The following is a 25,265-nucleotide window of genomic DNA, read 5'->3' on the forward strand; positions in this document are numbered from 1 at the left end:
TTTCAAAGCGCTTATTTATTTGTAAATTTGAATATTAAAAAATCTAACAATAAAATTGTTAAACACAAATATATAAACTATTCTAATTCTTTTTAATTCTGATTATTTCTGCCGATAATCCTAGAGATTATAAACTAATGCTCCCTATATCAAAAAAATAAAAAAATTGTTGTATTTTTTTAAAAAATATTTCTTGATAGTAGTTGCTAGTTAAAGAATAGCTTAAATAGTTGATGAAAAAGGCTTGCAAATCCCCTTATATTAACAATTGAATTGTTAATTAAATTATAAATTATTATCCAAACTATATGTTAAAAATCTGCTGCTTTTCACATACAAAATTTGCGTTAAAAAATAGTAAAAAGTAATAAAAATTAAACATTTTTTTAATCATTTTTTATTTTACTGACTAGTTATTGCTAGTGTTTCAGATAAGGATTACACTAAAAACGGCATAAGAAAATAAGATCTATAAAATCTTATTCTTCTGAAATTATTAAGTTTACTACTCCAAATTGTTTTTGTTAATAATGTCTTTAAATTTATCAGTGCGAATAATAAGATCTGCTACGGTTGCTGTTAAATTTTCAGTTTCAGTTTTTAATGTTGGAGAATTAGTTTCATTTATTTCTTAGCATTCATTTAAGACTTGAGCATCGGCAATAACTATAAAACTTAAACAAAATTTGCTCTAAAACAGTATTTGCATTATTTATTGCCTCTACCAAATTTTTTGTAGCAATTTGTAATTTGTTCACTGCTTGAACAAGACTACCAAATGATTGTGATAACCTGTCAACTGCAGGCGAAAAATCACTTAACCAAATGTCTATTTGCTTCACTCTTTTTTCTAATTTATTTAATCTAGTTTTGAAGTTTTTCTTAGTGGGTTTTATATATGTAATAACCATAACGCTCCTAATTTAAAAAAGAGTACTAGTTTTGAGATATTGTCTGTAGTTTTCTCTTACTTCTGAAATTGATACTAATTTACCATTTCTTTTTACTAAAAGGAAATCAAAAGCATTTACTCTTCGTTTATTATTTCCCATTTTAGCAGCAACTTCGTGCATTGATTCAACAGTATCTTTATATTTCAAATATCCCTTATTTTCTGAAAGAATTGCTTTTTCACCGTTTTTATGATAGAACTCTTCGCCTATTGTAAAAAATCCTTTTTCAACCATTTCAGGCATTGAAACCTTTAAGGGTTTATTATCAAAAACAGCGTTTTCAATATCTCCTATTTCTTGTACTACATTATCTAGTCTCTTTTGACCATATTTAATGTATTTTGCATCTTGTTCGATCATTGTATAAGATCTTCCAGTTTTTTTAGCTACGGCTGCAGTAGTCATTGTCCCACCAAAAGGGTCTAGAATTAAATCGCCTTTTTTAGTGAACAAAGTAATTATTCTATGCAATAAAGCTTCTGGTTTTTGAGTATTATGAAGTTTTTGGTTTTCATCGTCTTTCAATCTTTCAGAACCTGAGCAAACTGGAAATTCTCAAATTGAACCCATTTGTTTACCTTTATTTAATGCTTTACCTGTTTTGTAGTTGAATGTAAATTTAGATTTTTTGCTCTTGCTAGCTCAGATCATTGTTTCGTGACTATTGTTTAAGCGTGAACCCGAAAAATTTGGCGTTGGATTTGATTTTTTTCAGATAATGTCATTTATCACTCAAAATCCTAAATCTCTTAGAATTGAACCAATTTCAAAAATAGATTGCATACCTGAGATCACGCATATAGTCCCATCATTTTTTAATAGTCGGTGAACTTCTGTTAGTCAACTTATAGTAAATTCTTTATATTTTGACATTGATTCAAATTTATCTCAATCATCATCAACACCATTAAACTCGCTACCTTCAACTCTATAAAGTTTCTTTCCTTCAGCAATTTGCATAAAATATGGTGGGTCTGCAAAACAAAAATCGAATGATTTTTCTGGCATTTTTTTCATCATTTCAATTGTTTCACTCTGTAATATTTTATTTTTAAAATTCATTCCTATTTCCCCTATTACAATAAAAGTTTATTTATTTTTCTGGCTTTTTTTGCTTTTTCTAGATTATCTCCTTTTGAAAATAATTCTAATCTAAGTTGTTGATATTTATCATCATCAGAATTTAATTTCCTTCAATAGTTATCAGGTAATTTACATAATGCTTCTAATATTTATGGGTTATTAGATAAGTCATTGTTTTCTAAGGTTCTATCAACACTTTCTTTTCGATATCTTTTCAAATGTGAAATAATTTCGTTTCAAGCATCGATTCCACCATTTAATTTGTGGAATTGCTCTGCTCCATAATATAAATTAACATTGTAATTATCAATTTCAATTTTTTTAATTTTACTTGAATAAAAGTTTTTATTTTTTCTAAATGAATCATCCACAAATCACATACTTGCTTCAATTTTAGTCATAGGATTTTCTGAACGGACTGCATTAACTTTTGAAATAAAATTTAGTAACTGACCTTTTTTTAGTGCTATCGTGATCATCCCTTATTTTCATTTCTATTACAAATAAAGTGTCATTACTTTTAAAAAACTGATCAATTAATAATTTATCTTTATTATCTTTAATCATTAATTTATTATTTAAATTCTCATAACCCATTCTTGAAAAATATTCTCTTACAATATCTTCAAGAAAATCACCAAACTTAATTTCTATGCTCTGAGTAATGTTTTGCATCATTTTAGTTACTGAATTAGAATATCAAAAAAGACCACTATATCTATAAGGGTTATCAATTATATTTTTGAGTAAACTTAAATAAAAATCGCTTCCAGTTTTTAGTCTTTCGGAAAGTATTTTTAGATACTCATCGTACTTCATTTATTCCATAAAAATCTCTTTTTTAAATTATACAACATAAATTATATGTAGTAAAAATGATCACTAAATATATTTATTTTAAGGTTTAAAAAACTAAAAAATATTTTATAAATAAATTCGACTTATTTATTTTAATTGTTGTATCAAAAAGCACCAAATATATTAATTAATTGTTGACTTCCATCTAAGAAATTATTAAAATAATTAAATTATATTCAATTTATACATAAGCATTCTAAAACCAAAAAGTTTTACATTTGTCTATTAATTTTTAAATATAAAAATTAACTATTTATTTTATTCATAATAATTGCTCCTGCAATAGCAACATTTAATGATTCAAGTTTTTTATTTATTTTTATATAAATTTTTTCATCTAAGATTTTCAAAATAGGGTCACTTATTCCGTGTCCTTCATTTCCTAAAACAACAACTAATTTTTCATCAAAATTTAATTCATTGATTTCCTTTGCATCTTCACTTAATAATGCACCATAAATTTTGAAGCCATATTTTTTAAAAATTAAAAATATATTTTTGTAATCCTTTTCATCGATTAAATTGACCGAAAACGTCGCATTTCTCGATGATCTAGTAATTTTTTGATTATAAATATCTAAATTTGAAAAAACAACTGTATCAAAATTAAATGCTAATGCACTCCGAATTAAAGTACCAACATTTCCAGGATCATTAACGTTATCTAAATATAAAATACGCTTACTATTTTTAAAATCTAAATTAACTTTTTTAATTTCAACTTTAGCAATCATGTCTGGTTTTGATTCTAAATCTGAAATTGAATTAATTAAAAAATTAGCTAAATCTACATCGCATCCTTTTGGGCAATATGTAATTAATTTGACATTTAATTTTTTTGCTTCTTCAATTATTTTTGAACCTTCAATTAAAAATGCATTATGCATTAAACGACCTTTTTTAGTTGTTAAAGATTTTAAAATTTTATACTGTTCATTACTCTTACTTGAAATCATATTTAAATTATATTGTTTAATTTCAATTTAGATCAAATATATAAAAAAGATGCCATTTGGCATCTTCTTAAAATAAGTAATTTGAGATTAAAGCAAACGTCTTTTTATTAGCTTTAAAATCATCATGATTTTTTTCACTTTTAATTGTTCAGAATAAATATTTCTTTTTAAAACTATCATAATATGTTTGATGTTTTTCATAAATATCAATTCATGGGTTAAAATATTTTATGATTGAAAATTGACTTGGATTAATGTCTTTAAATTGCTTTGCTTTTCATCATAAAAATGCTAGTGTTAACTTGTCATTAAAACTGTAAATTAATTCTAATGATTTAAAATTAAATGAACTAAAAATTAATTTATCAATCTGTTCTTGCGAATATTTTTTTAATAAATATGCCATCCTTAATTCAATTCCTGGATAATGATATTCATCAGTTTTAATTTCAATATTGATAACTTTAAATTTATCGATGTATAAATCTAAAAATTCTTCAAGGGTTAAAATAGTTTGTTTTGGCAAATCATATTTTCAAAATTTTCCAAAATCAAGTTCTCTTAATTCTTTTAAAGTTGCATCTTTAATCGTAAATTCTTTTAAAGATGTTCTTGTAGTTGTTTCATCATGAATAATTACTAATTGTTGATCTTTAGTTAAGTGAACATCAAGTTCAACTCCATCGAAACCAAATTGATAAGCTAAATCAAAAGCTAGTTTTGTATTTTCAGGAGCAACTGCTGAGTAGCCTCTATGGGCTAATAATAATTTCTCTCTAGACATTTTCTAATGTTCTTCAACGGTAAGAATCTTTTTTCAGTTTCTTAATTTCATAACGATTTCAGAAGAATAAAACAACTCCACAAATTCAACCAAAAATAGCCACACCTAAAGCAAATAAGATGATAATGCTATACCCTTGTTGAGATGTATTTGATGAACCTGCAATTGTATAGTTTTTACCTATTGCTGCTGAAGCAGTATAGAATCATGCATCTGGTGAAAATGCCACAAATGAAATTAAAGCATTAGTTGAAGCATATGATTTTTTAGGTACTGGTAATTCTCCGATAGTTGCATATCTAAGTGTTACCATGATTCACGAGATTCCTCCAACTATCAAGTAGAGAATTATAAAGATCGGTATCAGAGCAATTTGGTAATCTCTAGGTAGATCTTTAAAATCACCTGTACCAGGAAGTGCTAGGAAAATAGCTGCAACAATGAAACCTACTCCAAGCACTATAATTAAAGTATGAATGTAACTTTTAGCCTTATCAGCTAATCTTCCAGTCGGCGTTGAAATCACAAACCTTAAAACATAAGTCCTAATTCCCCCGATTACTACCAAGACAATTGCAGGTGTACCGACAGCTGCAATTCCGACATTTTTCATGTATTGTAGTAAATAGTAAGCAAAGACTGATTGGAACATGTACATTCCCATAACAAAGAAAGCATCTAGTCAAATACGAGCACTTTTTAAAACAAGTCACATATTTTTAAAACTTAGTGCAAATTTTTCTTTAGTTGTATATTCAGGCACTCATTTTAAGATTGCAAACGAAGTTAGCAATAAAAAGGCTGCAACTCAATATGCATATAGAGCATAACCTGGATTTCATTCTGGTCTAACACCTGTTTCAGGATCGACTGCTAAAACATTTTGTGCAATCACTTGGAAAATAATTCCTGCAATAAAAATGATCGCAATTCCAATTAAACCATTTCAGGTTCCTTGAACCCCATAAGAAAGACCTTGATCTTCTTTTTTAGCTTGTTGAGAAACTAATTTTCATAAAGGTGTTCAGAAAATCATTGTTGAACTCACCCCTCAACCTATGTAAATCAAGTAGTATTGAGTTAAGGTTGCTGTTGATGATTTTAATTGACCACCTGCCACTTCTGCAGTTGGGTTTGGTGATGTTAAAATCAAAGTTGCCCATCATAAAGTTAAAAGTCCTGTTGTAAATGAAGCAAGAGCAGTTAACTTTTTCGAACTAACTTTATCAGTCAGTCAACCTCCTGGTAGTTGCGTGATTAACGTAACTCATCCTACTGCAGCTATAAATGAATCAAATTCGCTTTCAGTAACATGTAAAATGGTATGCACGTTAGGGAAAATTAAGCGAATATAATATGGCGCAGCAATAACAAAAACATCGACAGCAGCTAGAATGAATAAAGCAATCATGGCTTTTTTACCCAGCCTTTGGTATGTAGATTTAAACTTATTAATACCTAAAGCGAAGAAGTTTTTTAGACTATTCATAATTTCATATTTCCTTTCCAAATAAAATATTTTAATTTATGAGGAGATTTGTCTCCTTGTTATATTATCTCCACAAAAACAACTTATTTAACGAATGTTTTTCCAGAAACATTAATTTTGCATATTTTTTTCCACATTTTGGCTTTTTTTATGAAAAATGAAACTATTTTGGACAAATTTTTTTAAAAATAGGCAAAGAAAACCTCTTGAACAATTTCAAGAGGTTAAATTACTTAGATGTTTAAAAAGTTAAAAATTACTCAACTTTAACTTCAGCACCAGCTTCAACTAAAGTCTTTTTAATTTCTTCAGCTTCTTCAGGTTTGATGTTTTCTTTTACTTTTGCAGGTAGGTTTTCAACTAATGTTTTTGCATCCATTAGACCAATTCCTAGTAATTCTTTAACTGCTTTAATAACAGCAACTTTTTTACCACCATCAGATGTAATTGAAACTGTCACTTCTGATTTAACTGCAGCTGCAGTTTCAGCAGGAGCAGCTGCTACAGCAACAGCAGAAGGGTCGATTCCAAACTCTTCTTTCATTGCTTCAACTAGTTCCATTACTTCTTTAATATTCATTTCTTTTAATGAAGAAATAAATGATTCTTTTGTTAATTTTGCCATTTTTAATCCTTTCAAAAATGATTTGTTTAGTTTTATATTTGATTATTCAGCAGGAAGTTTATTCTCATCTGCTAATAATTTAAATGATAATGCCACTTGTTTTAGAGGGCTTAATAATGAATTTGCCAAGATTGTCAAGGCTTCTTCATAAGTTGGTAGACCAGCAACATCTAGTACACCTTGAGCATCAATTACTTTATTTTCGTAAATTCCTGCTTTGATGACTAAATCAGGGTTATCTTTAGCAAATGACTTTAATAGTTTTGCACCAGCAATTGCGTTTTCTTGAGCAAAGACAAAGATATTAGGTCCAACTAGGTATTGATCTAAATCAGCGTATGATTTAGATGTTACATGTTTAACCAAACGGTTTTTATAAACCTTGATATCAACACCTAAGTCTTGTGCTTTAAAACGTAAATCAGTCATTTGTGCTACTGATAAACCACGGTATTCAGCGATATAGAAACCTTCAATAGTATTAAACTTATTTTTGATTTCATTAATAATTGCTTTTTTCTCTAAACGATTTTTTGATTCAGCGTGCATTTTCACCTCCTCAATTAGATAGATATTTGCAAGACATACACTCGGAAACAAATTAAGCTAAAAGCAGTTTCGGTCTTGATGTATTGCCTTTTCATAATACCACAATTTTTAAATTTTATTAATTTAAAAATAAGAGCTTTTTAGGGCTCTTATTTAGCATTTTAATCTTTAGTTTTTATTCAGCAAACTTAGATCTACGTACTGGAATTTTTGCAAATACTTTTGCAGCTTTTGCAATTTTACTATGATATTCATTAACCATTTCACGTGGAGTTTTACTTGCATTTTCTGCTAATTTAGTTCCTGCTACTAAAATACCTTCAGGAGTATTTGCTCCAAAAAAGCCAAATTGACCTCTTAAATATTCAGTATGATTACCTCAAGGGTATCAGCCAAATGGTGCTCCCTGAGTTGTTAAAATCTGCACATCAAGATGATCTAATAAACCAACTGCATCATCTTTTTTAGCATATTTATATGAAAAGGTTTTGTTTGCAACATTAATATGATCAAGATAATTTTTAGTTACAGCATTAACATTAAAGTTAGTCATCGGTACACTCATAATTACCTTATTAACTGATTTTAATTGGTCAATGTACTTATCTGAATCTTCAGGATTAAAAAATCCGTTAAATAGATTATCTCTTGTTAAACTTTTAGTTGCAATCCCAATTGTGTTTAAATCCATGTAGATGAATTCATCATCTGGTGCATGTTTTTTATATTCTTCAACAAAAACATCATTTAAAGTGCTACTTACTGATTTAGGCTCTTCAATCATTGATGTTTTGATTACTAATACTTTAGCCATAATTTCCCTTCGACTTTTAAAAAAGTCTTTTAATTTAAATTTATATAATTTAATTTTAAACTTTTAAAACTGAATAATTTGAAAAAAGTTGAAAAACTACTTTCAAATTAAGAGAAAGTAGTTTTTTGTAAATTTGCTTATAAGTAGTGCATTTGCTGAGCTAGTGTTCTAAATTCTTGAAGCACTACATAAACTTTGTCAAAATATGTTCTTGCTTCATCATATGAATTAGATAAAGGGATCTCATTGATCATTTTTGTTAATTCAGAAATCTTGTTTTCAAGACCGTTAGGTATATTAATTTTGCCTTGATATTTCTTTAACAATTCATTGACCTTTTTAAGAGTTAGATTATAAACAGTTTGAATTTGGCTCCTTAATGAATCATCAACACCTTTTTTTGTTTCGCCTGAATTCAATTCAGCAATAGAAATGTTGTAATTTTCAGAAATAGAACCAACATAACCACTCATTGTTGTAGTTCACTCATTTTGATATGCAAGTTCTTCAGACCATTTATCAATTTGTCTATCAACTGATGGGTTACTACATGCAACTGCAATTGATGCCACTGAAAAAGGAAATGAAACTAAAATAATTTTTTTAATTACTTTTGTCTTTCTCATTAAATCCATTTTCCTTATCTATCTAATTAATTATAAAAATTATATTCTTTTAGATTCTAAAAATTAAGGAAAAAAATATTTTTTCAATAACCCTAACCTTCTTTAATTTATGGCTGTTCTAAAATTGAATCAACTTTTATAATGTAGAGATAAATGAAATTTTTAAGAAACATTTTGTTTGTAATGAACTGCAGTAAAAATATATTTATATAATCCATGATAATAAATTTTTGATTTTCATTTTAAAAAATATAATATTGGAGAAAATGGCAAAAACAAGATATTTGCAATCTTGAATTGTTCTTCAATATCATTTGAAAAATTATTTTTCAAGTAATCATTATATTTTTTTAAATATCTTCTATTCAATGGATAACTAATAGCTGAATCATTAAAATAATCACTTATATTTGTGGAAATAAAATCTTGTTGATTTTTAAATAAGTAAGTTTCTATTTTAACTTTATTTTCTAAATCATTTTTAACTACTAAATTGGTCTTCAAATATTTTCTGTTTATAATTCACATCATTAATATAAAAATTAGTGAAAGCAAAATAATTATACTAGAAAAAGAAACAGTTGAAATCGTTTCTTCTTTATCTTCTATTCAATCATTTAACATAAGTATTGCTATCATATAAAAATATTATAATCAAAATAATATTTAGAATTAGCAAACATAAGATTAATAAATTTAAAAATAAACGTGTCTTCCTTGTTAAAGAATGAAAACCGAAAAGTCGAAATTACTTTTGAATAATCCTTTTATTTTTAGAATGTAAATAGATTTGTTTAATAAAATTTTTTTTGTAAAAGAAACAATAAAAACTATCACTATATAAGCAATAATAGGGATCATTAATATTGACACAGGATTACGATCATCTGCAAAAAAACGATAGTTTCAAACCATAAATATAAATGACAATTATTAAAATATAAAACAAAAAATTACTATAGTTATATCTAATGATTTATTCAAAAAACATTGTAACATCATTTTATTATCGAGATTTTAAAATTTTAATTCAAAAGAAAAAATAAAATGAAGTAATTTTTTTGATCAAAATTTAAGGACTTAAAAAATGGTTCAGTAATTTCCTAAAGTTCATAAAATTATTTTTTTATATTACTCTAGAAATAAAAATTCTTCGGTAATGGACTATTGTGAACACAAGTCTATACAATCCATCATAATCTAAATTAGGTGAACTTTTAATATTACTAATATTAAACATAATTGCTAAAAATAAAGTGTTAGCAATTTTAATTTGTTTTGTTTGATCTTCTGATCAATTCATTTGTAAATAGTCATTATATGATTCTATATGGAATCCTAAATTTGTTCAATAATCATATCTTCAAACATTGAAAAATTGTGCCATATTATCTTCATCATATTCATGTTTATTATCTGACAAATAATAACTTAATTTAGGTTCAAGATGTTTTGTATTAGTGTCTAAAAAGCCTTTTTTTACGGTACTTTTGATTAATATTGTCATCACTATTAAAAAAATGAAAACGCTTAATTGAATAGCAATTAACACTGCTAAAATTCCTATAAAAACTACATCATCATTTGTTAAAACATATTCAGGATTTACTTTAGTAACAACAATTGAAATTGCTGCAATCCCAATTATAAATATTAGAAAAGAAAAATAAAATACAGTTGAAAATATGTGTCCTCTTTTAGTTATTTTTTTAAATTCTTTAATACTAAAATTGCTAGTTAATAAATTATTTTTATTTAAAAATACTAATGCTTTTTTAATTCATCTTCATCTTCTAATAATAACTCAAATTACAACAACTGAAAATAATGAAATAATTAATGCTGCAATCATTATCATGCCGTTTGGACTGTTAGAGAACATAATATAAAACTCCTAGTAGCTAATATATAAATTATAGTTTTTATTTAATTAATTACTTAATTAAATAAAATAAATTAAAGAAAAAAATCTGCTGCAGATGACAATAAATCTAGACCACTAACTGCCGAAGGCGAAAGACCACTACTTCCTGATGAAGATGGTTTAGCTGAATCCAATCTAATTTTGAAATAAACTAGCATAAAAACGTATTCATGAAATTCATCATAATACATGCTTGTTGGACTGTTATAACTATTATTATTCATAATAATTGCAAGGAATAAAAAGTTGACGAGTTCTAATCTTTTCGCTTCATCATTAGATCAATTTTTATTTATATAATTGTGATAGTTTTTTATATGTATTCCAAAATTAAGTCAATATCCTCTACTATAAACTTGAAAAAAACTAGCTATGTTTTTTCTTAAAAATTCTTCCTTATTTATATCTTCTAATTTTTTAATAATAGGATAAATAATCTTACTATTTTTAGAAACAAGATTTGTTCTTAAATACTTATTAATTTTTCTATTAGTATTTGAAATACTAATAGAAGTTGAAAAAATTAAGATTAAAGAAATGCCTGTTATAAACATTACTGCTATTTCATTACTATCTAAGTAGTGTCTATCAGTAGGTATTGATACAGCAATTGAAACAACATCTAAAATAGAACAAATAGATGCATAAATAATAAAAAATGATGATGCTAATAATTTGCTTTTTTTAGTTATCTTAGCAAAATCTTGAAAATTAAAATTTCTAGTAATTAAGTTATTACTTTTCAAAAAATAAGTTGCCCTTTTAGCAAATTTTCGTTTCTTAGAAAATAAATATAGAACTAGTACAACCACTAGAATTAAAATAACTGATGTCAATAATAGTAAAATATAAATTATAGGAAAATTTTTCATAAATTACTCCTTCTTATATTTATGAATATCTAATTAATAATATCTTATTAAATGATGTTTTGAATAATTAGGTATTATTTTTGAATAAGATTTCATAAACTATGATCTTCATTTAAAAAAGGTTAGTAAATCTTTTGGTTTAAAGTAGTAAAAATTAAAAATATCAACAGCAACATTTCTGTCGCAGTTGATATTGTGATTCAATAAAAATATTTTTTTATAAAAACTATCGCTTGTACCTTATTTGTTCAGTCATTTCAGAAAATTCTGAATCAATTACTTGATATTTTCCATAGTTAGCGTTAGCTTCTTCATTAGTTAAGGAGTAGTTTAAATTTTTCATAAAAATAGTAAATTCATCAAATTTTTCCATAAATTTAGATGGAATTAAAATTTTGTCTTCATATTTTTTTAAAAACAAATTTAACTTATTTTTTGCAAAATTATATTTTTCCTTAATTTTTGCTATAGCATCAATAGTAATTCCCTTAACATTTTCACCTGTGTTTGCTGAATTAATTTCAGTAGTATATGGTCCTCAAATGGTAAAACTAAATGCACCTACCTGATCTGAATAATCAGTCTTAAACTGCTCTTCCATTGACCACTGATTTATCAATTCATCACCTGTTTTACTACTACATGATACTGCAATCGCTATTAAAGATACAGATGAAATAACAGATAAACTAACTTTCAAGAACTTTTTTCTCATATTAGTATTTTTTTCTAAAAGCTACTCTGTGTTCTCAATTAAAATTAAAAAGTTCAACTTGTTTGTCTCATTCTTTTTGAGTTCTAATGAATAATCTTGGAGTTGAAAATCAACCATCAACAACTTTTCATTCCATTCCATGGTAATAATAATCACTTCATTCTACTTGTAATTTGATCATATTATCTAAATTAGTGCTCATTTGATGTTTGAAGTCATTTAGTCCATGGTCATGCATATTTTCTAAAACCGTGTAGCCATTACCTGTTCGTGTGTTAAAAATTTTTCTAACTATATTGAATACCTGCCCAATTATAGTTGTAGTTACGGAAATAAGTCTACCAACACCCGTTGAATTAAATAATGATGAAACATTATTAACAAAACTATTAACATTTGAAACCACATTTAATGCTTTTCTTGTTCTATCTGCAACTTTTTGATTTTCTGCATTAAACATATCAATAATGCTTTGAATCGGTCCTGTGGATACACCTATTTTTTGTAAATAATTTTTCAAAGCATATGATTCATTTGATACCTTTTGAGTGTCATCACTAAATTCTTTAACAATATTTACAACTGACTGTATTGCACCATTAACATTATTTGCAACCCCATATAATGGAATAGCTTTACCTAAAGCAGCATTTTGAACTGCTAGAATTGTTTTGGAAGTACTTAAAATTTTTGCTTTATGATTTAATTTCTCAACATGATCTTTATAACTATTAAAATGTTGAATGATATCATTTCTGTTGATATTATAATTTTCTCGATAAACTGTTTCATTATTTTTTAGGAATCATGATTCATCATCCGCAATTGCATAATCATGAATATCTCATTTTGAATAGTTTTTTCCATCAATAGGTCTTGTCAATCCACTAAGATAAACAATTTCTCCAAATGAATCGCTAATTGGACGTCTAGAAAAATACTCATTATAGTCAATAGACTTGTTACTTTCTAGCCCTAAATTTTTCTGAGTTAAAATTACATTGTTTTTTCCATCATCTTTTTGTAGACTACCAAGACGATTTTTTTCAAGTGTTGTTAAAAGTTTAATGTTTATTTTTTCCATCAAATTAATGTACATAAATTTTTTCAAACTCATATCTACATTTAAATTGTAAAGTCCTTCTTTCATTACTTTAATAGATTGTTTTGAAAAATCAATGCTTTTAACTCATTCTTGTATTTCTTTTGAGTTTTTTGCATTCTCAGATATTGTTTTATATTCAGTTGGATTTAATTTGTTAGACGAAGATAATAAATTATCAATCATCTTTTCATCCAAACTGTTAGACTTCATTGATAAGCCTATTGCTAATGCAGTTGTAACTGCAACTGCTGAACCTGTAGCTATAAATAATTTTTTTCTAAATTTCATTATACTTGGTTCTCCTTTTCCATAGACACCTATAATTTTAGTTTATTTGAAAAGTATCTATGTGTGAATCATAAACTTTATAAAACTTAATTGTAGATAATAATTAAATATTCTTTAAAAAGAACAATTTTGACATCTTTTTTTCAGTTTTAAAAATTTATTAAAATTTAATACAGTTTTATTTTTTTAAGGAGTATAAGGGGCAAAAATATAATTTTTCTAACTTAAAATTGAAAAAGCAATTATTTCTAAAATTTAATATTAATTTCAAAAAAATAAAAAAAGTAGCAAATTGCTACTTTTACGGTCAATAACATGATATGGAGCGAGTGAAGGGAATCGAACCCTCACAATCAGCTTGGAAGGCTGAAGTTCTGCCATTAAACTACACTCGCATTTTTACTTGCTTTTTAATTATACATAAAAATTTTGAATTGACAAAATTTTTTTATAGCATTTTTAAGGAGCAAAAACTGCAGTTTTAGACACTAAAAAATCAGTAGTTTTTCTTACAAACTACTGATTTGAATTTTGCTTATTTTATTAATTTTTTTAATTAATAAAATAGCCCTGGTGTAACTAATACTCCGATTATTCCACCTGTAATAGGTCCTAGTGATCCTACTCATGCATATGATCAATCAACTTTACCTTTGTTTGGAACTTTGACAAGTTGTAAAATAACTCTAGGCATAAAATCACGTGCTGGGTTTAGTGAATATGCTGTAGTTGTTCCTAATGATAGAGCAATTGCTAGAATAATTCATCCAACAACCATGGTTGAGCCTGTTGCTGTTTGAATTTGTGCATTACCTGCAACAAAAGCAATTAATAAGACTAACATGAAAGTTGCTACAACCTCTGTTAAGAAGTTAAATTTGTAGTTTCTTACAGAAGGCCCTGTATGGAAGGTTGCTGCAATTGAACCTTGATCATCTGTCAATTTGTATTGAGGTCAAAATAGCATTACAACAAATAATTGTCCTACTGCTGCTCCTAATAATTGAGCAATTAAACCTACAAAGAAGAAGGCTACAGGTAGACCTGAACTACCTGTATGTAAATTAACAATAAAGTTGTTAATTGTAAAGACAGGGTTTAATAAACCTGAAGGTAAGGCTCAACGCCCTAATGTGGAAGGTATATAGTTTGCAATAATTGTCCCTGAAGCAGCCGCTCCTGTAAATACAGCTAACATTCAAGCGAAACTAAATAGTAATCACTTGGCATTAGGGTTTTTAGTTCCTTTTAAAACCCCACCTGCAACAACAGCATTACCTAGTAAAAGCAGAATGAATGTACCCAGAAATTCTGCACCAAAAAAGACTCCTAAATCTTGTCCTGTAAACGGTCCCATAATTATTTTTTTGCCTTTCTAATAATATCATTTGATCAGTTTAAAGTTCTTTTAACTGCTTCGTTTCACTCATAAATTAAGTCATCTTTTTCATCTTCAGAAATTTTTGATTCTAATTCAACGTCAATTTTTGTGATTGCTTTGATTTCCTCTAAAGAACTTCAGTATTTAACGTGTAAACCAGCTAAATAAGCTGCACCCATCGCTGTAGTTTCAATGTTTTTTGGTTTTGAAATTTTTAAGCGAGAAATGTCTGCTTGAAATTGCAATAGGTATTTACTATTTGAAACACCACCATCGACTTTCATGATCTTAATTTTTTCTTTTAGGTCACTTTCCATTGCTTTTAATAAGTCATTTGATTGAAAAGCAATTGCTTCTAAAGTTGCTTTAACTAAGTGCTCACGATTAGTTTGTCTTTCAAGCCCAAAGATCGCTCCTTTAGCAGAAGAATCTCAATAAGGTGCTCCTAATCCTGTAAAAGCAGGTACAAAATAAATTTTTTGTCCATCATCTTTTACCTTCTTAGCATAGTAGTCACTTTCATCTGAATCATAGATTAGTTTTAGACTATCACGTAGTCATTTTAAAGCAGCTCCTGCAATAAAGACAGACCCTTCAAGAGCATAATAAGGTTTTTCATTACCTACTTGTCAAGCCACTGTTGTTAATAAACGATTTTTAGATCTAACAAGTTCTTGACCTGTATTTACTAACATAAAAGCACCTGTTCCATAGGTGTTTTTTACCATTCCTTTTTCTCAAGATAACTGACCAAAAAGTGCTGATTGTTGATCTCCAATGGCTGAAGTAATTGGTACAATCCCTTTAGCATTATTTGATCAAAATTCTTTTTTGATATCCCCAAAATGTGAACTTGAAGCTTGCACTTTAGGTAGAATTTCACGTGGAATTTCTAGTAATTTTAGAATTTCATCATCTCAATCTAAAGTGTTGATGTTGAATAATAAGGTTCGTGAAGCATTTGAAACATCAGTTGCATGCACTTTACCATCTGTTAATTTTCAGATTAATCAAGTGTCAATTGTTCCTGCAAGTAACTTACCTTTAGCAAGTTTTTCTTGAGCACGCTCAACATTTTTTAAGATTCATCTTAGTTTAGTTCCACTAAAATAAGGGTTGATAATTAGACCAGTTTTTTCAATAAACATCTGCTGATGCCCTTGTGAAATTAGTTCTTCACAATATTCACTAGTTCTTGTATCTTGCCAAACAATTGCGTTATAAACAGGTAGTCCTGTTTCACTATCTCAGAGCACAATTGTTTCACGCTGATTAGTAATTCCTGCCGCTGCAATTTGATGAGATTTAATTCCTACATCATTTTTAACAGCTTGCATAGTTGATAATTGAGTTGACCAAATTTCTAGTGGATCATGTTCTACTCAACCACTTCTTGGGTAAATTTGTGAAAATTCTTTCTGACTTACACCAATTACAGTCCCTTTTTTATCAACTATTAAACTTCTTACACTAGTAGTTCCTGAATCTAGTGCAATAATATATTTGTTATCCATTTGTTTCCTTTAAAAAAATATTTCATAATCCGGTTTAAATCCAGACTTTTGTTTTAGTTCTAGACCTGCATTTTTAACTAGTTTTTCAATTTCTAGAGCAATTGCAGGTGCAGAAGCTATGGCAGGAGATTGCATTCCTGCAGCATTGATAAAGCGTTTATTGGCTTTGGCATGATTAATTACAAAATCGTTAGTTGCAATATCAATTGGGCGTGAACCTGATAAGGAAATTGATGTTTTATCAAGTCTTAAACTAGGAATAATTTTGTTTCCAATTGCTCCAATATAGTCATATTTTTCTCTTGTAATCAACCTTGTATCTTCTTTAGCAACACCTTCTTCAGCAGTAGGTCCGACCAATACATGACCATCTAAAGTAGGCGCTACTAAAACACCTTTACCATGAATTGTTGGTACCATAAATAAGATGTTTCTTACCACTCCTGCTTCAGAGCGAGCTAAAATACGATACTCACCACGGCGAGTTGTTTGCTTAAAGTCAGGATAGCCTGCCTTTTCAGCAATAACATCTGCATAGTGTCCTGCAGCATTGATAATAGTTTTTGCATAATATTTTTCACCACCATTAACAGTGATTTCAAAATAATCACCATGGTCTTTAATACCAGTGACTAGACTATTTTTCTTAATAGTTAAACCATTATTTGTAGCTGCTGCAAAAAAAGCATGAGTTGCTTGCACAGGATCAATTGCGTAAGAATCTCAATAAACTAATGCCTTGACAACGTCTTTATTAACGTTTGGTTCAAGTTTAATAATTTCGTCTTTATCAATGATTGAAAGAAATTCTTTAGGTACTTTATTAGTTATACCTCTTTCGTATAACATGTGTAAATGCTTTGCTTCTTCATCATTAAAAGCTAAAACTATTGTCGGAATTTTTGCCCTGTTAAACTTTAAGTGCTTAAAAATTTGTTCTTTTCAAATCTTGACACCTAGAACATTTAACTTTGCCTCAATTTTATGAGGCTCAGGATCAAATCCTCCGTGTAATGCCCCTGAATTACCAGTGGATGTTTCACCAGCTAAAACAGGGTTTTTTTCGAATGTAATAATTTTTACATCATATCGGCTTAGTTGATAGGCGATTGCTCCACCTATAATTCCACCACCGATAATCGCAATGTCTTGAATATCCATTGTTTCCTTTCGCTTAAAATAGCACATTAATTATGCTACGGAACTGATTAGTCTGCAAAAATATTTAATTTTTTATGAAAATTTTCACATTTGGAACTTTAAATTTTAAATTAATACTTTTTTAATTAGAAAATAAGTTTGGCTCTTTGTGATTAAATCCAGAAATTTTAACAACATATTTTAAAATTTCTTTTAGTATTTGGGCAAGATTTAGCAAATTTTGTAAAATTATTTTTAACTTCTTAGTATCACCAGTTATAAAGTAAGTTATTTTAGAACATAAAACTTTTTCTCTTAAGTCTTTTTCAGTCATAGAAACATATAGAAAAATACAATAAAAAAATGGACTTTTAAGTCCACTAAATTAATTTATGTAAGTGATTAATGCTTGTTTGAAGCAATTTTCAAACGGTTAATTGAGCGCTTTAATCTAGCTTCTTGCTCACTATCAATTGTACCTTGGCGGCGTAAATCATTCAATGCTTTTTGAGCCTGATCTTGTGCTAATCTAGCTCTTTCAATATTGATATTTTCAGAAAATTCAGCAGCAGAAGTAACAATTGTAATTTGATCTTTTTTGACATAAACAATCCCTGAATCAATCGCTACTGAGCGATGTTTAGGCGTGTTTATGTGATTAATATGTAACTCACTAATTACTAAATCAGCAATTGTTTCTTCCATATTTGCAAGCAGACCCAAATCACCTAGAGAAGTTCTGATTGTAACAATATCAACTTGATCATCGAAGAAAACACCTTCAGGAGTTGTAATAGTTAGCCTTGTAGTTCTAGCCATTAATTACCTTCGTTTGCCTTAGCAACTGCTTCTTCAATGGTTCCTACGTATAGGAAAGCATCTTCAGGTAGGTCATCATGCTTACCACTAAGAATTTCTGAAAATGAGCGAATTGTGTCACTTAACTTAACAAGTACACCTTTTTTACCTGAGAACTTTTCAGCCACAAAAAACGGCTGTGATAAGAAGTTTCTGATTTTACGAGCACGTTGCACGATCTTTTTATCTTCATCAGAAAGTTCTCCAATTCCTAGAATTGCAATAATATCTTGCAATTCTTTGAATCTTTGCAGAATTTTTTGCACATTTAAGGCTGTTTCATAGTGTTCTAGTCCAACAACTTTAGGATCAAGTAGTCTTGATGATGAAGCAAGTGGATCAACTGCAGGGTAAATTCCTAGAGCAGCAATATTACGATCAAGCACAATTTTTGCATCTAAATGGTTAAAAGTAGTTGCAGGAGCAGGGTCAGTTAAATCATCGGCAGGCACATAAATTGCTTGCACTGAAGTAATTGAACCACTTTTTGTTGAAGTAATACGCTCTTGTAACTGTCCCATTTCGGTTGCTAAAGTAGGTTGATATCCTACGGCTGAAGGGATTCTTCCTAATGTCGCAGATACTTCTGAACCTGCTTGAGTGAAACGGAAAATGTTATCGATAAATAGTAAAACATCTTGATTATTAACATCACGAAAATGTTCAGCCATAGTTAAACCTGTTAAACCGACACGCATTCTAGCTCCAGGTGATTCATTCATCTGCCCAAAAACTAAAACGGTTTTATCTAAAACACCTGCATCGATCATTTCATGATACAAGTCATTCCCTTCACGAGTTCTTTCACCAACACCAGCAAAAACTGATAAACCACTATAAGCAACAGCAATATTGTTGATTAATTCTTGAACTAAAACGGTTTTACCAACACCTGCACCACCAAAAAGACCGATTTTTCCACCTTTTAAAAATGGTGCTAATAAGTCAACAACTTTGATTCCTGTAACAAGAATTTCTGATGTAGTTTTTTGATCTTCATAACTAGGTGCTAGTTGGTGAATTTCACGAAATGTTTTAGCGTTTATAGGTCCTTTTTCATCAATAGGATCACCTAAAACATTAAACATTCTGCCTTTAATTTCTTCACCGACAGGTACAGTAATTCCTTTACCTGTATCAAGCACTCTTAGACCTCTTTTTAGCCCAGGAGTATTACCATCACCAATGATAATTGTTCTTACCATGTCATCACCAACATGCAGAGCAACTTCTAAAGCCAATTCGGTTGTCTCGTTAATTTCAACAATTAATTTATTGTTTAAAGCAGGCATTCTATCAGGGCTAAAACGCACATCAACAACACCACCAAAGGTTCTAGCTAGAGTTCCATAATTTTTTTCCATAATTCTTCCTTTTTAACTAAGTTAAATTACCTGCAACAATTTCAGCAATTTCTTGAGTAATTTTACTTTGTCTAGTTTTGTTGTAATCCATTTTTAAGTTAGTGATTAACTCTTGTGCATTATTTGTAGAATTTTCCATCGCAATTCTGCGTGTTGCCATTTCTGCAACTTTTGATTCAGCAATTTTTTCAAAAACAATTGAACCTAAATAAATAGGTAGAGCAATTTTAAAAACACTTAAAGGACTTGGTTCAAAAGCAAGTTCTGTTTTTTTAGATTCACCTAGATTTGCAAAATCAATTGGAAAAAGTGTTTTTAAAGTCACTTCATTAGTAACAGCGTTGATAAATTTAGTGTAAACCAAATTTATTTGCTTAATTTCACCTTTTAAAAATAAAGCAATTGCTTTTGAAATCGCATCTTGAATTGGTTCATAATTGATTAAATCATTGACTGAATGATACTCTTTGACCACTTCATATTTTTTACCTGAAAAGTAATTAATACCTTTATTACCAAAAATAATTAGCTTATCAAATTCACTAATTTGTGAATTTAATTTTTTGAAAACATCAGCATTATATGAACCTGCAAGCCCTAAATTTGAAGTAATCACTATAAAAAGTGTTGAATTTTTAGGATTTACAGGGTAAAAATCTTTTGCTAATGTATCTTTTAAACGAATTTGCACTTCGTTGAACATTTCTTCAACAGAATCTGCATAAGTTTTAATTTTTAAATGGTGTTTTTGTGTTTTCCGAAGTTTTGCTGCAGAAATTAATTCCATCGCATTAGTAATTTTTTTAATGTTACCTACTAAGTGAATACGCTGAGAAATTTTTTGTAAATTTGCCATTTTAATTAAGCACTTTTAGTTGCTTCAGCCTTTTTATTTAAATAAGGAATAGTTCGGTAATCTTTAGAATTATAACCCGGAATTGTTTTAGTTTGATCTTGAGCAATTTTGATTAAGGCTTCAAGAATTTTGACTCTTAATTCATCACTTAAGGCTTTTGATTTTTCAAGTTCACTTCTTAAATTGAAACCTTCTTTAGCAAAATATTTTAAAATATTTGCTTTGTAAGTTGTGATTTCACTGACTGGTAAAATGTTGGTAACTTTTTCTTTTAATGCTAGGAAAATAATTACTTGTTCAGTCTGTTCAATTGGATTATATTGCTCTTGTTTTAGAATCTCATAAACTTTTGAACCATGGTCTAAAATTGATTTAGTTGATTCATCTAAATCTGACCCAAATTGAGCAAAAGTTTGCATTTCGTTATATTGAGCTAGATCTAACTTTAAAGTTCCTGCAACTTGCTTCATCATTTTATATTGTGCAGCACTACCAACCCTTGACACTGAATAACCAACATCAACAGCAGGTCTTTGACCTGCGTTGAATAAGGCTTCACGAGTAAAAATCTGACCATCGGTAATCGAAATTACGTTAGTTGGAATATAGGCTGAAATGTCACCTTGCTGAGTTTCAATAATTGGTAAAGCAGTAATTGAACCACCACCATATTTAGAATTTAAGCGAGCTGATCTTTCTAATAATGAAGAGTGAGTATAGAAAATATCTCCAGGATAAGCTTCGCGGCCAGGAGGATTTCTTAATAATAAAGAGTTAGTTCTATAAGCAACAGCATGTTTAGTTAAGTCATCATAAACGATGATTACATCTTGACCTTGAGACATAAATTCTTCAGCAACAGAAGTTGCAGCATTAACTGCAATATGAAGCATGATTGGTAATTCACTAGCACCTGCAACAACTACTGTTGTATATTCCATGGCGTTATTATCTTCTAACTTTTTAACAATTTGGGCTACTGATGAGTTTTTTTGTCCAACAGCAACATAAATACATTTAACGTTTTTACCTTTTTGGTTTAAGATGGTGTCAATTGCAATTGCTGTTTTTCCAGTTTGTCTATCTCCAATGATTAATTCACGTTGACCTTTTCCAATTGGAATCATTGAATCGATTGATAAAATTCCTGTTTCCACAGGCTGATCAACTGCTTGTCTAGTCATAACTCCAGGGGCTGTAACAAAAACCTGGCGCATTTTTTTACTATTAATTGGACCTTTTCCATCGATTGGGCGAATTAAAGCATCGACAACACGACCAGTAACTGCTTCACCTACAGGCACTGAAACAACATCACCTGTACGTTTAACTTCCATACCTTCTTTAATAAGGTCACTTTCACCTAATAAGGCAACCCCAATATAGTCTTCTTCAAGGTTAAAAGCTAGGCCATAAACATCATTAGGAAACTTTAATAATTCAAAAAGTTGGGCATCATCTAAGCCTGCAACGATAGCGATTCCATCCCCTGTAGAAAGTACTTTTCCAACTTCAGCAAAATCTCTTTTTTGTGAATAAGTTTTAATTCTTTCCTTTAATAAGGCTGTTAGTTGTTCAACTTTATTTGACATTATTTTGCTCCTTTAAAATGCTTTGTGCGAATTGATCTAATGAACTATTTAAGTTATTAGCAATTTTTTTACCTCTAATAATTAGTTCATAACCTGCAATTAATTCCTTTTTAACTTTGTTAGTTAAAATGATTTTGCTGTTTAATGAAGTAGAGATTTGCTTTTCTAGTTTTAATAAAGTTGCTTCGTTTAAAGCATTTGCTGTGTAGATTTGCACTTCTTCATAATTGCTTTTTTCGTAAAAAACTGATAATGCAAGTTTTAAGAAAAAACTCAAGCGTTTGCTTTGACCTTTATCAATAATGATGAATAATCAGTTTGTAAAATAAGAACTGAATGCTTTAAATTTAGCAATTTCTTCAAAAATTGCTTTTTTATTCTCAAGTGAATTATCGTTATTAAAAAGAAAATCACGAATTTCTGTATTTGTTTTTAAATATTTCTTTAAAAAAACTAACTCTTGTAAGTTTTTTTCTTCTTCATTAAATTCTTTTGCTAATTCATATAAAGCATATGCTAATGCTTTGGCATATTCATTAATATCTTGAGCTAGCATTTAATTATTTTCCTTTAATTCAGCTAGTGATTTATCAATTTCATTAATTAGTTGGGCTTCAACATCTTTAGAAATTTCTTTGGCAATAACTTTTTTTGATAGTGCTAGTGAAATATCAAGAATTTGCTTTTGAGCATTTTCTTCAAATTTTTCTTTTTGTCTTTTTTCATCAAGATGAGCATCTTCAATAATTTGTTTTGCTTCTTGCTTAGCACGATCAATTTCGACATAGGAAATTTTTTCAGCTTCGATTTTTGCTTTTGAAATAATATTTTGAGCTTGCACTCTTGCTTCAGATAAACTATCATGAGCACTTGTTAATAAGTGTTCACTTTCTCTTTTATTAACTTCTACAGAGTCAATGTTTTCCTGAATATATTTTTGTCTTTCAGCAACAAACTTTTTAACTGGTTTATAGATTAAATAAGTAATTAAAAGAAACGAAAGTATAAAAGCAATAAGTGTTGCAATTAATAGTGGTACTGATGGAAAAAGGCGCTCAAAAGTAGCCCTAATTTCTTGACCAGTATCACTTCTTGTCGATATGGTTTGTAATAAATCCATAATTGACTCCTTATTTTATATTGTTTGTTTGCGATTTCAAAATTAGTAAACAAACACTAATAGAATAGAGATGATAAACGCATATAAAGCAGATGATTCAGCAATCGCCATCCCAATAATTAACATTGATCTAATTTGTGAAGCAGCTTCAGGGTTACGACCAACTGCTTGTGAAGCATATCCAGCTGAAACCCCTTGCCCAACTCCAGTACCAAGAACACCTATCATGGCAAGTCCTGCACCAACAGCAACTAACCCTGCTGCGATTCCTGCACCTTGTGAATTAGCTGTTGCAGATGTAGCTAAAATTTTATCAACAACTCTGCTCATTGGTTCTAAGTTTGATATTACGTCCATAAAATACTCCTTTAGTAAATTTTATAAATTTAGTGACTAATGTGCAAGATGAAGTACTTGCTGACTTTTGTGTTTTTTCTTCTTTGCATCTCTTGCAAGTTTATGTTTATAAGATTCATCACTGGCTTCGTTGACTCAATAAATCATTGATAATAACATAAACACATAACTTTGGATTAAGGCACTAAAAGCATCTAAGTAAAGATGGAATAGTGGTGTAAATAAAGGTCCTAAAACATAGTTAGGAACACTACTTTGTCCGTTTGTATTTAAGAATCAAGCACTCAGTGAATATAGTAAGAAAGTAACAACTGATCCAGTTGTGATATTTCCAAACATTCTGACTGAAAGAGAAATCAAAGGAATAAATTGACCGACTATTTCGATTGGATTCAAATATCTTTTTAGCATTTTTCAGCGCTCAAACATAATCGCTATAACATAAATCATTGATCAAGTTATGAAAGCAAAAAGTAAGGGAATTGAATAACTGGTTGCAAGTGCTGGAAACCCAACAAGCGGTAATAAATTACCTATTAACAAGAATGTAAATAATGTAAATAAGTAAGGTGCAGTAAAATTAATTTTTCCGTCAGTTGCTGATTTAAAAGTAGTTTCAAAAAAACCAACATATTGCTCAGCTGCAAAGATTACTCCTTTTGGAGCCTTTTTAAGATTTGCTTTTTTAAGTCTGATAAAGATTCATAAAGCAAGCACTAATATAATTATTAAGGTAAGAACTAGGGAAACTATTTGTGGTTGCACCACTCAAATCTGACTAGTTACTAAACTGCCTTCGGCTTCTGGAGTTGCTTCAGCATTAGATTGCAAAGCAACGTTATTTAGCAAATTCATCCTGTTTTCACTTTCCTTTAATTTTATCAAAGTAATGTTTTACAAAAATTGCTAGTGGTAATGTCGAGATTGCTACGATAAAAGCAAATAAGTTAATTGGTTGTGAAATTGTAACTAAAGGACTTTCAATATAAACATGAAAGTAAACATCTATTAAAATTATCACTACCAATAAAATACCAATAACTATTGTTTTAAACAAATATATAACGATTCAAAGATATCGTTTTATTTTGAACTTTAATAATTTAAATAATTCAATATTTATTTTATAGATTAATCAAATCGTGATCATGCCGATGATTCAACCTAAAAACGCATAGTATTTTATTGAGCTATTAGCCATTAAACTTAAGGTTACAATTGCCCCTAAAAAGAAACAAACTAGTAGAATAAAATCTATCGAGAGCGTTTCTAATCGTTTTACCATGCTTTTTTATTTTAGTACTATTTTTAAAAATATAAGATTAAATTTAAAAAAAATCTAACAGCCAAAAACTGCTAGATTTTCCCGCATCGGCCTAATAACTGCAACAGAAAGGTTGTAGTTATTTTTTATAATATAAGTAATATGAAATACAAACAAG

The 25,265-nt window shown here is 28.7% G+C and carries 28 protein-coding genes and 1 tRNA gene; all 29 read right to left on the reverse strand.

Features of this window, described 5'->3' with window-relative positions; genetic code table 4:
* Positions 1-614: 614 nt before the first annotated feature.
* The 29 genes from CJJ23_RS03015 to CJJ23_RS03160 all read right to left on the reverse strand — a co-directional run bounded on the left by CJJ23_RS03015 (position 615) and on the right by CJJ23_RS03160 (position 25,108).
* On the reverse strand, positions 615-911 hold the full coding sequence (locus CJJ23_RS03015; RefSeq protein WP_095334889.1) for a hypothetical protein: 297 nt from the start codon (positions 909-911) through the stop codon (positions 615-617).
* A 12-nt stretch (positions 912-923) separates the two neighbouring features.
* Positions 924-2,015, reverse strand: a complete 1,092-nt coding sequence (locus tag CJJ23_RS03020; protein WP_095334890.1) for a DNA-methyltransferase — start codon at positions 2,013-2,015, stop codon at positions 924-926.
* A 170-nt stretch (positions 2,016-2,185) separates the two neighbouring features.
* Positions 2,186-2,437 (reverse strand): hypothetical protein, encoded by a 252-nt coding sequence (locus tag CJJ23_RS03025; protein WP_143823626.1) that lies wholly within the window; start codon positions 2,435-2,437, stop codon positions 2,186-2,188.
* Positions 2,438-2,459: 22 nt separating this feature from the next.
* A complete protein-coding gene (locus CJJ23_RS03030) occupies positions 2,460-2,855 on the reverse strand; it encodes a type II restriction endonuclease (RefSeq protein WP_095334892.1) in 396 nt (131 codons plus the stop codon).
* Between the two features lie 284 nt (positions 2,856-3,139).
* Positions 3,140-3,850, reverse strand: a complete 711-nt coding sequence (locus CJJ23_RS03035) for a TrmH family RNA methyltransferase (RefSeq protein ID WP_095334893.1) — start codon at positions 3,848-3,850, stop codon at positions 3,140-3,142.
* A 67-nt stretch (positions 3,851-3,917) separates the two neighbouring features.
* The gene (locus tag CJJ23_RS03040; protein ID WP_095334894.1) at positions 3,918-4,634 is read right to left on the reverse strand and encodes a glycerophosphodiester phosphodiesterase family protein; all 717 of its coding nucleotides are present in this window, start codon (positions 4,632-4,634) and stop codon (positions 3,918-3,920) included.
* Positions 4,627-6,123, reverse strand: a complete 1,497-nt coding sequence (locus CJJ23_RS03045) for an MFS transporter (RefSeq protein WP_095334895.1) — start codon at positions 6,121-6,123, stop codon at positions 4,627-4,629. Before CJJ23_RS03045 ends, CJJ23_RS03040 begins: the two co-directional genes overlap by 8 nt.
* A gap of 256 nt (positions 6,124-6,379) precedes the next feature.
* The gene (gene rplL, locus CJJ23_RS03050) at positions 6,380-6,748 is read right to left on the reverse strand and encodes a 50S ribosomal protein L7/L12 (protein WP_084232756.1); all 369 of its coding nucleotides are present in this window, start codon (positions 6,746-6,748) and stop codon (positions 6,380-6,382) included.
* A 42-nt stretch (positions 6,749-6,790) separates the two neighbouring features.
* Positions 6,791-7,297, reverse strand: a complete 507-nt coding sequence (rplJ, locus tag CJJ23_RS03055) for a 50S ribosomal protein L10 (RefSeq protein WP_095334896.1) — start codon at positions 7,295-7,297, stop codon at positions 6,791-6,793.
* A gap of 175 nt (positions 7,298-7,472) precedes the next feature.
* Positions 7,473-8,111: an FMN-dependent NADH-azoreductase gene (locus tag CJJ23_RS03060; RefSeq protein ID WP_095334897.1), complete on the reverse strand. Its 639-nt coding sequence runs from the start codon at positions 8,109-8,111 to the stop codon at positions 7,473-7,475.
* 137 nt (positions 8,112-8,248) lie between these two features.
* On the reverse strand, positions 8,249-8,737 hold the full coding sequence (locus tag CJJ23_RS03065; protein ID WP_143823627.1) for a hypothetical protein: 489 nt from the start codon (positions 8,735-8,737) through the stop codon (positions 8,249-8,251).
* 162 nt (positions 8,738-8,899) lie between these two features.
* The gene (locus tag CJJ23_RS03070; RefSeq protein ID WP_143823628.1) at positions 8,900-9,376 is read right to left on the reverse strand and encodes a hypothetical protein; all 477 of its coding nucleotides are present in this window, start codon (positions 9,374-9,376) and stop codon (positions 8,900-8,902) included.
* A 487-nt stretch (positions 9,377-9,863) separates the two neighbouring features.
* Positions 9,864-10,619: a hypothetical protein gene (locus CJJ23_RS03075; RefSeq protein ID WP_143823629.1), complete on the reverse strand. Its 756-nt coding sequence runs from the start codon at positions 10,617-10,619 to the stop codon at positions 9,864-9,866.
* 74 nt (positions 10,620-10,693) lie between these two features.
* Positions 10,694-11,533 carry a hypothetical protein gene (locus CJJ23_RS03080; protein ID WP_095334901.1) on the reverse strand — a complete coding sequence of 280 codons (840 nt, stop codon included), beginning with the start codon at positions 11,531-11,533 and terminating at the stop codon, positions 10,694-10,696.
* A gap of 226 nt (positions 11,534-11,759) precedes the next feature.
* A complete protein-coding gene (locus CJJ23_RS03085; RefSeq protein WP_095334902.1) occupies positions 11,760-12,248 on the reverse strand; it encodes a hypothetical protein in 489 nt (162 codons plus the stop codon).
* 1 nt (position 12,249) lies between these two features.
* Complete coding sequence (locus CJJ23_RS03090; RefSeq protein ID WP_095334903.1) at positions 12,250-13,641, reverse strand: hypothetical protein; 1,392 nt, start codon at positions 13,639-13,641, stop codon at positions 12,250-12,252.
* A gap of 321 nt (positions 13,642-13,962) precedes the next feature.
* Positions 13,963-14,036, reverse strand: a tRNA-Gly gene (locus tag CJJ23_RS03095).
* A gap of 161 nt (positions 14,037-14,197) precedes the next feature.
* Positions 14,198-14,998 (reverse strand): MIP/aquaporin family protein, encoded by an 801-nt coding sequence (locus tag CJJ23_RS03100; protein WP_095334904.1) that lies wholly within the window; start codon positions 14,996-14,998, stop codon positions 14,198-14,200.
* Positions 14,999-15,000: 2 nt separating this feature from the next.
* The gene (glpK, locus tag CJJ23_RS03105; protein ID WP_095334905.1) at positions 15,001-16,536 is read right to left on the reverse strand and encodes a glycerol kinase GlpK; all 1,536 of its coding nucleotides are present in this window, start codon (positions 16,534-16,536) and stop codon (positions 15,001-15,003) included.
* A 9-nt stretch (positions 16,537-16,545) separates the two neighbouring features.
* Positions 16,546-17,697 (reverse strand): type 2 glycerol-3-phosphate oxidase, encoded by a 1,152-nt coding sequence (gene glpO, locus CJJ23_RS03110; protein ID WP_234805552.1) that lies wholly within the window; start codon positions 17,695-17,697, stop codon positions 16,546-16,548.
* 381 nt (positions 17,698-18,078) lie between these two features.
* Positions 18,079-18,495 (reverse strand): ATP synthase F1 subunit epsilon, encoded by a 417-nt coding sequence (atpC, locus tag CJJ23_RS03120; protein WP_095334908.1) that lies wholly within the window; start codon positions 18,493-18,495, stop codon positions 18,079-18,081.
* Positions 18,495-19,898, reverse strand: coding sequence for a F0F1 ATP synthase subunit beta (gene atpD / locus CJJ23_RS03125; RefSeq protein WP_095334909.1), 1,404 nt, complete (start codon positions 19,896-19,898; stop codon positions 18,495-18,497). Before atpD ends, atpC begins: the two co-directional genes overlap by 1 nt.
* 16 nt (positions 19,899-19,914) lie before the next feature.
* On the reverse strand, positions 19,915-20,754 hold the full coding sequence (gene atpG / locus CJJ23_RS03130) for an ATP synthase F1 subunit gamma (RefSeq protein ID WP_095334910.1): 840 nt from the start codon (positions 20,752-20,754) through the stop codon (positions 19,915-19,917).
* Positions 20,755-20,759: 5 nt separating this feature from the next.
* A complete protein-coding gene (gene atpA, locus CJJ23_RS03135) occupies positions 20,760-22,346 on the reverse strand; it encodes a F0F1 ATP synthase subunit alpha (protein ID WP_095334911.1) in 1,587 nt (528 codons plus the stop codon).
* Entirely contained in the window at positions 22,336-22,902 is a 567-nt protein-coding gene (atpH, locus tag CJJ23_RS03140) for an ATP synthase F1 subunit delta (protein ID WP_095334912.1), read from the reverse strand. The genes atpA and atpH overlap by 11 nt, the downstream gene beginning before the upstream one ends.
* Positions 22,903-23,466, reverse strand: coding sequence for a F0F1 ATP synthase subunit B (atpF, locus tag CJJ23_RS03145; protein ID WP_095334913.1), 564 nt, complete (start codon positions 23,464-23,466; stop codon positions 22,903-22,905). It abuts the gene before it with no gap.
* A gap of 42 nt (positions 23,467-23,508) precedes the next feature.
* On the reverse strand, positions 23,509-23,733 hold the full coding sequence (gene atpE, locus CJJ23_RS03150) for an ATP synthase F0 subunit C (RefSeq protein ID WP_180738018.1): 225 nt from the start codon (positions 23,731-23,733) through the stop codon (positions 23,509-23,511).
* Between the two features lie 126 nt (positions 23,734-23,859).
* On the reverse strand, positions 23,860-24,678 hold the full coding sequence (locus tag CJJ23_RS03155; RefSeq protein WP_095334914.1) for a F0F1 ATP synthase subunit A: 819 nt from the start codon (positions 24,676-24,678) through the stop codon (positions 23,860-23,862).
* Positions 24,662-25,108 carry a hypothetical protein gene (locus CJJ23_RS03160; protein ID WP_143823630.1) on the reverse strand — a complete coding sequence of 149 codons (447 nt, stop codon included), beginning with the start codon at positions 25,106-25,108 and terminating at the stop codon, positions 24,662-24,664. The genes CJJ23_RS03155 and CJJ23_RS03160 overlap by 17 nt, the downstream gene beginning before the upstream one ends.
* Between the last annotated feature and the right edge of the window lie 157 nt (positions 25,109-25,265).

It is taken from the genome of Mycoplasmopsis agassizii (assembly GCF_002276225.1).
In the GTDB taxonomy this organism is placed as follows: Bacteria; Bacillota_I; Bacilli_A; order Mycoplasmatales; family Metamycoplasmataceae; genus Mycoplasmopsis_B; species Mycoplasmopsis_B agassizii_A.